This window comes from Kribbella sp. NPDC054772, from assembly GCF_053611945.1.
On sequence record NZ_JBSHBJ010000041.1, the window covers coordinates 63,406 to 72,750 of the forward strand.

At 69.9% G+C, this 9,345-nt stretch carries 11 protein-coding genes; 5 read left to right on the forward strand and 6 right to left on the reverse strand.

Annotation, left to right across the window (positions count from 1 at the left end):
- Nucleotides 1-27 precede the first annotated feature (27 nt).
- Together nhaA and ACWGID_RS37310 are read right to left on the reverse strand one after the other, a co-directional pair.
- Complete coding sequence (gene nhaA, locus ACWGID_RS37305) at nucleotides 28-1,242, reverse strand: Na+/H+ antiporter NhaA (RefSeq protein ID WP_452204077.1); 1,215 nt, start codon at nucleotides 1,240-1,242, stop codon at nucleotides 28-30.
- 69 nt (nucleotides 1,243-1,311) lie between these two features.
- The gene (locus ACWGID_RS37310) at nucleotides 1,312-1,974 is read right to left on the reverse strand and encodes a haloacid dehalogenase type II (protein WP_452204078.1); all 663 of its coding nucleotides are present in this window, start codon (nucleotides 1,972-1,974) and stop codon (nucleotides 1,312-1,314) included.
- A 49-nt stretch (nucleotides 1,975-2,023) separates the two neighbouring features.
- On the opposite strand from ACWGID_RS37310, the gene ACWGID_RS37315 reads away from it, so the two are divergent.
- Nucleotides 2,024-2,605 (forward strand): TetR/AcrR family transcriptional regulator, encoded by a 582-nt coding sequence (locus tag ACWGID_RS37315; RefSeq protein ID WP_452204079.1) that lies wholly within the window; start codon nucleotides 2,024-2,026, stop codon nucleotides 2,603-2,605.
- On the opposite strand, the gene ACWGID_RS37320 is transcribed toward ACWGID_RS37315, so the two are convergent.
- Nucleotides 2,598-3,554 carry a glutathione S-transferase family protein gene (locus tag ACWGID_RS37320; protein ID WP_452204080.1) on the reverse strand — a complete coding sequence of 319 codons (957 nt, stop codon included), beginning with the start codon at nucleotides 3,552-3,554 and terminating at the stop codon, nucleotides 2,598-2,600. The two genes, ACWGID_RS37315 and ACWGID_RS37320, sit on opposite strands and share 8 nt — an antisense overlap.
- Nucleotides 3,555-3,752: 198 nt before the next feature.
- Here ACWGID_RS37320 and ACWGID_RS37325 point away from each other — a divergent pair, with 198 nt between their 5' ends.
- The gene (locus ACWGID_RS37325; RefSeq protein ID WP_452204081.1) at nucleotides 3,753-4,511 is read left to right on the forward strand and encodes a GntR family transcriptional regulator; all 759 of its coding nucleotides are present in this window, start codon (nucleotides 3,753-3,755) and stop codon (nucleotides 4,509-4,511) included.
- 24 nt (nucleotides 4,512-4,535) lie between these two features.
- Here ACWGID_RS37325 and ACWGID_RS37330 read toward each other — a convergent pair whose 3' ends face one another.
- Nucleotides 4,536-5,210 (reverse strand): sugar isomerase domain-containing protein, encoded by a 675-nt coding sequence (locus tag ACWGID_RS37330; protein ID WP_452204082.1) that lies wholly within the window; start codon nucleotides 5,208-5,210, stop codon nucleotides 4,536-4,538.
- A 45-nt stretch (nucleotides 5,211-5,255) separates the two neighbouring features.
- Entirely contained in the window at nucleotides 5,256-5,867 is a 612-nt protein-coding gene (locus tag ACWGID_RS37335; protein ID WP_452204083.1) for an NAD(P)-dependent oxidoreductase, read from the reverse strand.
- 80 nt (nucleotides 5,868-5,947) lie between these two features.
- Here ACWGID_RS37335 and ACWGID_RS37340 point away from each other — a divergent pair, with 80 nt between their 5' ends.
- Together ACWGID_RS37340 and ACWGID_RS37345 are read left to right on the forward strand one after the other, a co-directional pair.
- On the forward strand, nucleotides 5,948-6,301 hold the full coding sequence (locus tag ACWGID_RS37340; RefSeq protein ID WP_452204084.1) for a winged helix-turn-helix transcriptional regulator: 354 nt from the start codon (nucleotides 5,948-5,950) through the stop codon (nucleotides 6,299-6,301).
- A 56-nt stretch (nucleotides 6,302-6,357) separates the two neighbouring features.
- Nucleotides 6,358-6,798 carry a MarR family winged helix-turn-helix transcriptional regulator gene (locus ACWGID_RS37345; RefSeq protein ID WP_452204085.1) on the forward strand — a complete coding sequence of 147 codons (441 nt, stop codon included), beginning with the start codon at nucleotides 6,358-6,360 and terminating at the stop codon, nucleotides 6,796-6,798.
- A 48-nt stretch (nucleotides 6,799-6,846) separates the two neighbouring features.
- On the opposite strand, the gene ACWGID_RS37350 is transcribed toward ACWGID_RS37345, so the two are convergent.
- Nucleotides 6,847-6,996 (reverse strand): hypothetical protein, encoded by a 150-nt coding sequence (locus ACWGID_RS37350; RefSeq protein WP_452204086.1) that lies wholly within the window; start codon nucleotides 6,994-6,996, stop codon nucleotides 6,847-6,849.
- A 222-nt stretch (nucleotides 6,997-7,218) separates the two neighbouring features.
- Between ACWGID_RS37350 and acs the strand changes: the two genes are divergently transcribed.
- Entirely contained in the window at nucleotides 7,219-9,222 is a 2,004-nt protein-coding gene (gene acs, locus ACWGID_RS37355) for an acetate--CoA ligase (protein ID WP_452204087.1), read from the forward strand.
- The last annotated feature ends 123 nt before the right edge of the window (nucleotides 9,223-9,345 follow it).

A 9,345-nucleotide genomic window follows, 5' to 3' on the forward strand; every position in this document is an offset into this window, starting at 1 on the left:
GCTCCGACACTACCGTCCGCAGCCGAGTCAATCGGCGTACGCGCGGTTTCGGCGAGCCAGGAATGCCGAGGCGATCAGTGCGGCCAGCACCGAGGCGATCAGGACGGCGGCCTTGGCGCGCTCGACCTGGGCCTCGTCGGAGCCGAACGCCAGCTGGGCGATCAGCAGCGCGACGGTGAATCCGATACCGGCGAGGACTGACACCGCGCCGACGTCCCGCCAGGCCAGGTCGGAGTTCAGCTCGGCTCGCGTGAACCGCGCGGTCAGCCACGATCCGCCGAACACCCCGATCGCCTTCCCGAACAGCAGGCCGGCCGCCACACCGATCGCGACCGGGTCGGTCAGCATCTGCCGTACGGCGCCCCCGCTCAGCGTCACCCCGGCGGCGAACAAGGCGAAGAACGGTACGGCGACGCCTGCCGACCACGGCCGCAGCCGGTGCTCGATCCGCTCGGCCGGCGCGTGCTCCTCACCCGGATCCGCGACCACGCGGGTGACGAGCCCGAGCGCGACGCCGGCGATCGTGGCGTGGATCCCGGACTCGTGCATGAACCACCAGGCCGCCACCGCGATCGGCACGTAGAGGAACGGGGTCCGGACGCGGCGCCGCTGCAGGACGTACCAGAGCGCGATCAGGGCCAGCGCGGCGAGCAGCGAGAGCAGGTGGAAACCGTGCGAGAAGAAGACCGCGATCACCAGGATGGCGCCGAAGTCGTCGACGACAGCGAGCGTGAGCAGGAACGCCCGCAGCGCGCTCGGCAGGGAGGACCCGACGATCGCCAGCACCGCGAGGGCGAACGCGATGTCGGTCGCGGTCGGCACCGCCCACCCGTGCGGATTGCCGTTCCGGGCCACCACATTCACGATCAGGTAGATGATTGCCGGAAGCACCATTCCGGAGATCGCCGCGATCACCGGGACGACCGCCTCGCTGAGCTTCGACAGCGTGCCGACCACCAGCTCGCGCTTCAGCTCGACGCCGGCCAGGTAGAAGAACAGCGTCAGCGCGCCGTCGGACGCCCAGCCCTCGACGGTCAGCGGACCGACCTGGGTGTCGCTCAGGTGGTGGTACGCGTCCTGCCAGGGCGAGTTCGCCCAGACCAACGCGATGATTGAGGCCGCGAGCAACAACAGCCCGCCGGTGGTCTCTGCACGCAACGTGTCGGCGAGGAACGCGCGTTCGCGCCCGAGGATGCGGGGGAACGCGCGCTTCTTCCGGCGGATCCGAGGGTGCTGGCTCATGAACGGCCCTTCGTTCGGGGTCGGTCGGACGACGCCGACCAGACTTCCCGGCACACCCTGCGACGCAGTTTACCCGCTGATCGCGGACGCCAGGCCCTCGAAATCCGGTACGACGAGATCCGGGGCGAGGAACGCGCGCGGGTACGGCGTACTCCGCCGGTCGATGTAGAACCCCTGCAGCCCGGCGCGGCGCGCGCCGTCGATGTCCCACGGGTGGACCGCGGCGAGGCCCATCCGGTCGACCGGTACGCCACAGACCTCGGCGGCGTACCGGTAGGCGTCCGGGTGCGGTTTCCAGCGCTGGGGCACCGAGACGTCGAGCCGGTGCTCGAGCAGCGGCATGATCCCGCCGTCGGTGAACACGCCCGTCGACATCGCCGCCGATCCGTTGGTCAGTGTGACGATCCGCACACCGGCCTCGTGGACCCTCCGCAGTCCCGGAGCGACGTCGGCGTGCAACGGCAGCCTGGTGAACCCGGACAGCACGCCGTCGACCCGCTCGGTGGTCGGCTCGATCCCGGCCGCGACGAGCTGTGCCTCCAGGAGTTCGGCGGCCAGTTCGCGGAAGTTCGCGTACGCGCCGGCCGCGGTCAGCGCCAGGCCGTCCCGCAGCGTTGCCGCGAACCACGCGTCGAGCTCGTGCCGCGGCAACCCCGCCGCCTCGAACCCGTCCCGCAGCGGCTCCATATCGGTCAGCGTCTCGTTGACGTCCAGCACCAGTACGTCGATCATCACGGCTCCTCGAATCTTGGATCGGTCGTTCCAAGATATGATGCTGGGTATGCCGGATGTCAAACACTTCGACGAGGCCGCGGCGCTGGCCGTCGTCGAGCAGCTGTTCTGGCGGCGCGGAAGCGCGGCGACCGGGATCCAGGACGTGGTCGCGGCGACCGGGCTCAGCCGGTCGAGCCTCTACAACGCGTTCGGCGGCAAGGACGCCCTGTACGCGGCGGCCGCCCGCCGGTACCTCGAGCACCGGTCCCGGCCGATGTTCGACGAGCTCGCCGCCGACCGCCGGGGGCTGGTGGCGGTGCGCGCGTTCTTCGACGAGCTGCTGCGGCTACGGCTCTCCGGCGAGTACGCCGGCTGGGGCTGCATGATGTCGAACGCGAACGCCGAGAACCCGCCGGACGCCGTACGGGCGGTGCTGACCGAGCATCACGACGTACTGCGGGATTCGCTGGCCGCGGCCTTGAAGGTTGCTCAGAGCAACGGGGAGTTGCGCTCCGGGGTCGAGGTCGAGGGAGCGGCGGAGATGCTGACCCTGCTCGCGTATGCCGTGAACCTGCGCTCGCGGTCCGGGGCGACGCGAGCGCAACTGCGGTCGGCCGTGACTGCCGCGCTGACCGCTCTGGCTAACTGAGCCAGACCGACGGGTCCGGGCCCTTCGGGACGATGCCCGTCGGGTTGATGGTGTCGTGGGTGACGTAGTAGTGCCGCTTGATCTGGTCGAAGTCGACGGTCTCGCCGAAGCCGGGGAGCTGGTAGAGCCGGCGCGCGTACGCCCAGAGGTTCGGGAACTCGGTCACCTTCTGCCGGTTGCACTTGAAATGCCCGTGGTACACCGCGTCGAAGCGGACCAGCGTCGTGAACAAACGGATGTCCACCTCGCGCAGGGTGTCGCCGAGCAGGTACTCCCGGTCCGCGAGCCGCTCCTCCAGTACGTCGAGCCGCGCGAACAGAGCGTCGTACGCCGCCTCGTACGCCTCCTGACCCGTGGCGAACCCGCAGCGGTAGACGCCGTTGTTCACGTCCCGGTAGATCTCTTCGATCAGCTGATCCATCTCAGCCCTCGCGGCGTCGTCCGCCGGGATGAGTTGCGGCGCGTCCGGGCGGTGGAAGTCGGTCCACTCCGTGGAGAGATCGAGAGTGATCTGCGGGTAGTCGTTCGTGACCACTTCGCCGGTCAAGGTGTCGATGATCGCGGGCACGGTCACGCGGCCGTCGTACGCCGGGTCGGTGCGGTGGTAGGCGTCGGAGAGGAACTCGATCCCGAGCACCGGGTCGCGGCCGGCCGGGTCCAGCGTGAAGCGCCAGCCGCGCTCGTCGCGGATCGGGTCGACCACCCCGAGGCTGATCGCGTCCTCCAGGCCGAGCAGCCGGCGGACGATCACCGACCGGTGCGCCCACGGGCAGGCGAGGCTCACGATCAGCCGGTACCGCCCCGACTCGACCGGCCAGCGGCCCTGGTCGTCCGGTCCCGCGCCGGGAGCCGCGGTGGACTCCCGGCTGATCCGGCCGGTGAATCTGTTGCCCTGCCGTTTCCACTCGCCGGTCGTCGACGTCTCCTGTGCGAACTGTGCCGGGGTCATAGCGTTAAAACTACCCGCGCTGTGAATTGGCTGGGCCTGTGGATCGTCACTGGCCGTGAGACGGCCGTGGACGTTACAGTCGGCTGAGAAGGTCGTTCGCGACGTTGTGGTCGCGAGCGGCTTGCGCGGTACGACACACCGCGGCCCGCGTCCCCCGGCAACCGGTTTGCCGGGCAAATTCCCAGGGATACTGACCTCATGGCCCGCCCACGGAACAACCCAGGCGATCTCGCCGAGCTCCCCACCGAGCTGCGGACCGATCGCCCGAAGGGTGACCAGATTCGCGAGATTCTGGAGAACCTCACCCGCTCGCTGGCCGTCGGCACCGTGCTGCCGTCCGAACGGGTCCTGGCCGAGCGCTTCGGTGTCGCTCGGATGACGGTCCGCCAGGAGGTGGACCGGGTGGTCGCCGAGGGCCTGGCCAATCGCCGCCCCGGTGGCGGCACGTTCGTCGCCGAGCCGCGCCCGTCCCGGATGCTTGCCTCTTCGTTCAGCCAGGACATGGCGAACCGTGGCATTCAGCCCGGCGCCAAGGTCCTCGAGCACCGCGTCGGCGCGGCCGACGAAGACCTCGCCCGCGAGCTCGAGGAGCCGATCGGTACCCCCGTCCTGCACCTCGTCCGCCTCCGCACCGCGGACGGTGAGCCGATGGCGGTCGAGCGCACGGCCCTGTCCCTGCAGCGCTACCCGGGTCTCGACGAGATCGACTTCGCCGAGAAGAGCCTCTACACCGAGCTCTCCACGCGGTACGGCGTGAGCCTCGGCATGGTCTCCGCCTCCATCGTCGCCGCCCCGCCGGAGCCGGGCGACGCTGAGCTCCTCGAGATCGACCGCACCACCCCGTGCCTGATCATCACCTCGGCGCCGCGCACCGCGAGCGACCAGGTGATCGAGTTCGGCCGGTCGGTCTACCGCTCCGACCGCTACGACATCACCGTCGCCTACCGCGCCACCTGATCGCTACACGCTCAGGCTGCATCGCTACACGTTCAGGCTGCGGAGGATGTTCGGGGTCTGACCGCGTTCGGTCAGGCGAGTGACGATCTCCACGGTGAGGGCCTGCAGGAGCAGGGCGCCGATCATCGTGGAGGTGGCGCCGGTGGGTTCGCCTGCGCCGGGGACCTCGATCAGGGCGTCGCCGGGGACGCCGCAGTTGTCGATGACCACGTCGGCGGTCTCGAAGAGGCGCTGACCGCCGGGCGCGCGGGACGTGGTCGCATTGGAGTGGGCCAGCGAGGTCAGCGCGATGATCTGGGCGCCGCGTTCGCGAGCGCCGAGGGCGAACTCGACGGGTACGGCGTTGCGTCCGGAGTTCGACGCGATCAGGACGACGTCGCCGGCCTCGAGGTCGTTGATCTCGAGCAGGACCGCGGCGAGACCCGGCAGGCGTTCGAGCAGCGAGCTCTTCTGCAGGCCCTCGTGCAGCATCAGTCCGGGTTCGAGGATCGCCCGTACGTCGGCCAGCCCGCCGGCTCGTCCGTAGACCTCCTCGGCCAGCGCGTGGCTGTGCCCGGTGCCGAACACCCAGAACCGTTTCCCGCCGGCGAGCGCGTCGGCGACCAGGCCCGCCGCGACCCGGATCGCTCCCAGTTGCGTCTCGGCCGCGTGCTGCGCGATCGCCAACGCCTTGCCCAAGTACTCCTCCGCCCCAGCCATACGCCGAACCTATCGTCCGCCCGCCGGCCGCCGCGAGCAGCCCGACTAGACCACTACCCCGATCGCCGTCCGATGGTGGGCCGGGTGGTCCACCTCGTCGACGAGCGCGACCGCGAGGTCGGCGTACGAGATCAGGTCGCCGGCGTTCGCCGGGGCGACCCGGTAGCCGCCCTTGAGGGACGGATCGGCGTGGTCGAAGTCGCCGGTCGGTGCGATCGAGACCCAGTCGAGGGACGAGGCCGCGAAGACGTCGAGGGCCGCCTGGTGGGCGAGGAAGAACGATCGGTACTCGCCCGGGTAGTCCGCTGCGTCCATCAGCAGCGTGCCGTCGGCGGTTGGGAGGATCGAGGCGAGACCGACCCAGACGAGCCGTCGTGCCCCGGCCTTCTCCAGCCCGTCGACGAGCGCTCGCGCCGCCGCCGGGAAGAACACGGCCGGGTCGCTGCCGCCGTCGTAGACCGCCGCGATCACCGCGTCCCGGCCCGCCGCCAACTCCGCGATCCGCCCCGCGTCTGTCACGTCCCCGACGGCGACGCCCGCCTCCCGCGCATCCGCCGTACGGGCGACACCGACCACCTCGTGGCCTCGTCCGCGGGCCTCCTCGACCGCCGCCCGGCCGGTTCGTCCGCGGGCGCCGATCACCAGAACCTTGCTCACCGCAACCTCCTTGGAATGGGTACGGCGACGGTAGGCGGGAGGGTGGTTTCCGATTGGATACCTTGGCTACCGTGGTGGGTATGGAGGCGCTCCGAGCGGACATGTTCGAGGAGATCTGCCCGTCGACGCTGCTGCCGTTCCGGGTCGGCGGCGACAAGTGGGCGGCGCTGGTGCTGCGCTGTCTGGAGGACGGCCCGCGGCGGTACTCCGAGCTGCGGATCCCGCTGGCCCGGGTCAGCCCGAAGATGCTGACCCGGTCGTTGCGGTCGCTGGAGCGGGACGGATTCGTCCGCCGGATCGAGTACGCCGAGCCGGTCCGGCGGGTCACGTACGAGCTCACGGACCTCGGTCGGAGCCTGCTCGAGCCGCTCCGGGCGTTCTGTGGGTGGGCCGAGGAACACTGGGACGAGCTCCTGGACGCGCGCGAATCGTAGGTGGCGCCAACGCTGGGATCGCGGGGAAGGAACCCCTCAGCCCCTAGACTGCGCGGGTGGACGAGCAGACCCCGAACGCCCTGGCCCAGTTGCCGAGCTGGTTGCTGACCCAGAGTGCGGCCCAGGCACACCGGATCGTCACCGAGTCGTTCGCCTCAGGAGGTGCGCGGGCGTACCACTATCGGCTGCTCGCGACCCTGGTGGAGTTCGGTCCGGCCAGTCAGGCCACGCTCGGGCGGCGCAGTTTCATCGACCGCAGCGATGTGGTTGCCGCCCTCAACGAGCTGGAGGAGGAGGGCTACGTCGAGCGCAGCCCCGACCCGGCCGACGGTCGCCGCAACATCATCACGATCACCACGGCCGGCAAGCGCCAGTACCGGCGGCTGACGAACCTGATCGGCAAGGCGCAGGAGGAGATCTTCGCCCCGCTGTCCGCCACCGACCGGACCCGGCTGCGATCGATCCTCGGCAAACTCCTCGCCTATCACCAGGAGTAGCCGCACCCCGGTCGAGAGCTAGCCGGCCGGGAGTTACCAGGTCGAGAACTACCAGGTCGGCAGCTGGGCGCGGGCGTCCTTCTGGGTCCGCCGGACCCGCAGCTCGCGCGCGTGCACCCGGCGCCGGGCGGCCCGCGAGATCTTCCGGCCCTCGTCGGTCACGGCGGTCCGCATCGGCGTCGGCTGCGTCGGGTTCATACCACCTCCGATGCACACCGCACCCGTTTGGTTCCGCCGTCCGCCGGATTGCCTGAGATCCGGATTGCCTGAGAACCAGCCGCCGCTCGGCCCGGAATTGGTCCTGTTCGGCGCAGATTCGAAACGGCTCGTCGAGACACCGGTTCCGTGGCAAGGTCTGCGTTGGTAGAAAGGTAGCCGGGCGCTCCAGCGCGCCGAAGCCAGCGAGGAGGAGTCGTCGACGTGACGAATGCAGAGTCACCCCAGCCCGGTGCGCCGTCCGGGGCCCCGTCCGAGGCACTGTCGAACCTGATGCACGAGGAGCGCCGGTTCGAGCCGCCCGCCGAGCTCGCCGCGAACGCCAACCTGAAGGCCGACGCGTACGAGAAGGCCGCGGCCGACCTCGAGGGGTTCTGGGCCGAGCAGGCCAAGCGGCTGACGTGGGCCACCGAGCCGACCGAGACGCTGGACTGGAGCAACCCGCCGTTCGCCAAGTGGTACGCCGACGGCAAGCTCAACGCGGCGTACAACTGTGTCGACCGGCACGTCGAGAACGGCCTCGGTGACAAGGTCGCGTACTACTTCGAGGGTGAGCCCGGTGACACCCGCGAGATCACCTACGCGCAGCTCAAGGACGAGGTCAGCCAGGCCGCGAACGCGCTGCTCGAGCTGAACGTCAAGGCCGGCGACATCGTCGCCATCTACATGCCGATGATCCCCGAGACCGTGGTCGCGATGCTCGCCTGCGCCCGGATCGGCGCCCCGCACACGGTGATCTTCGGCGGCTTCTCGTCCGAGGCGCTGAAGGACCGGATCCTGGACTGCGACGCGCGCGTCGTGATCACCTCCGACGGCGGCTACCGCCGGGGCGCGGCGGCGGCGCTGAAGCCGGCCGTGGACGCCGCGCTGGTGGACTGCCCGGACGTCCGCAACGTGGTCGTGGTGAAGCGCACCGGCCAGGACACCGCGATGACCGAGGGCCGCGACCTCTGGTGGCAGGACTTCGTCGGCAAGCAGTCGACCGAGCACGCGCCGGAGGCGTTCGACGCCGAGCACCCGCTGTATGTGATGTACACCTCGGGCAGCACCGGCAAGCCGAAGGGCATCCTGCACACGACCGGCGGGTACCTGGTCGGCACGTCGTACACGCAGTGGGGTGTGTTCGACCTCAAGCCGGACACCGACGTCTACTGGACCGCCGCCGACATCGGGTGGGTCACCGGGCACAGCTACATCGTGTACGGCGCCCTCGCGAACGCGACCACCTCGGTGCTGTACGAAGGTACGCCGGACACGCCGCACCAGGGCCGCTGGTGGGAGATCGTGCAGAAGTACAAGGTGTCGATCCTGTACTGCGCGCCGACCGCGATCCGGACGTTCATGAAGTGGGGCGCCGAGGTCCCGGCGAAGTTCGACCTGTCGTCGCTGCGGGTGATCGGGTCCGTCGGTGAGCCGATCAACCCCGAGGCGTACGTCTGGTACCGCGAGCACATCGGCGGCAACAACGCGCCGGTCGTCGACACCTGGTGGCAGACCGAGACCGGCATGCACATGATCTCGCCGCTGCCCGGCGTGACGGCCGGCAAGCCGGGGGCCGCGATGCGGGCGATCCCGGGCGTGAATGTCGACGTCGTCGACGACGCGGGTCAGCCGGTGCCGGACGGCTCCGGCGGGTACCTCGTGATCACCAAGCCGTGGCCGGCGATGCTGCGGACCCTGTGGGGCGACGACCAGCGGTTCGTGGACACGTACTGGTCGCGGTTCCCGGGGATGTACTTCGCCGGTGACGGCGCCAAGAAGGATGAGGACGGCGACATCTGGCTGCTCGGCCGGGTCGACGACGTGATGAACGTGTCGGGGCACCGGCTGTCGACGACCGAGATCGAGTCGGCCCTGGTGTCGCACCCGAAGGTCGCCGAGGCGGCCGTCGTCGGCGCCTCCGACCCGACCACCGGGCAGGCGATCGCGGCGTTCGTGATCCTCCGCTCCGAGGCCGGCGACGGCGGACCGGACGTGGTCCAGGAACTCCGCAACCACGTCGCGAAGGAGATCGGCCCGATCGCGAAGCCGCGGCAGATCATGGTCGTGTCGGAACTCCCGAAGACCCGCTCCGGCAAGATCATGCGCCGCCTGCTCCGCGACGTCGCCGAGAACCGCGAGGTCGGCGACGTCACCACCCTCGCCGACTCCACCGTCATGGACCTGATCAAAACCAACCTCGAAGCCGGCAAGTCCGACGAGGACTGACCCCGCAGCACTCCAACAGGCCCCCGGTTCTGGCGGTTTCAAGGGGTCGTCGCAACACCGCCTTGGGTTCTAGGTGGTGAGTAGATCACGCAAACGCTCGGCTGGGGTGTCCCAGTCGAGCGT